General features: G+C 56.1%; 1 protein-coding gene. It reads right to left on the reverse strand.

The window, feature by feature from the left end:
• Positions 1 to 792: IS4/Tn5 family transposase DNA-binding protein (locus IEX32_RS20440; RefSeq protein ID WP_188773363.1), on the reverse strand; the 792-nt coding region annotated here is incomplete at its 3' end.
• Positions 793 to 839 lie beyond the last annotated feature (47 nt).

The following is an 839-nucleotide window of genomic DNA, read 5'->3' on the forward strand; positions in this document are numbered from 1 at the left end:
CTGCTCCTTGCCTTGTGCATCGCGGAACTGAATTTCGTGCGTGCCGCTGGACGGCGTGCTTTCCATCACTTGGGCGATGGTCGTCTTGCCGTCTTCGGCCAGACGGTCGACGCAGCTGCGCACCAAGAACTTGGTTCCGAGTTCTTCGGCCAGGCAATAAAGCTCGTAAATGTCGCTTTCCCGATCGCCGATATGCACACACCGGTCTGGCGCACCCGCCAGTTCGGTAGACAGGCGTAAATTATCAAGCCAGCGGATACTTTCCTTTTGATCGATGGGAATTCGGGTCAGATTGACCCTGCGCTTGAGCTCCGCCGTTCCCTTGAATTTGGAACGTGACCAGAATTTCGCCGCGGTCAGACCCAACGGCAGCCCCTCAGGTGTGATCGCAAGGCTGGCATGCATCAATAGGCCACAGATCGTGAACTTCTGAAACCGGCCATCCTTCAACTTGCGTCCAGTCGAGACCTTGGTGAATCCGATCTTCTCCGGATCCGCGCGTTTGAAGTTGAATTCGGTGGTATCCTGCAGGATCAGGATAGGCCCCTCGGTTGCCTGAATGCGCAAGGCGGAGGCTGCAAAATGACCCTCCAGGATTTTGTCTTCGCTGACGTTCTCATTCGAAAAGAAGCGGTAGGCCGCCTTGGTATTCGACCAGTCCTGAAATGCCGTGGGCAAAGATTGCCCAGGCCGCTCTTCGAGTGCTTCAAGCATTGCCCCAAGTCGTCGGTTCAGCCGCGCATCACCCAAATTGGATTCAGCCGTTTCCTTTTCCACCCAGCTCTGTTCCATCTCCGCACCTCGCTGCCCGAAGGTGCCGGAGAATGAATCATGACCGA

Source organism: Novosphingobium endophyticum (assembly GCF_014640675.1).
GTDB lineage: Bacteria > Pseudomonadota > Alphaproteobacteria > Sphingomonadales > Sphingomonadaceae > Novosphingobium > Novosphingobium endophyticum.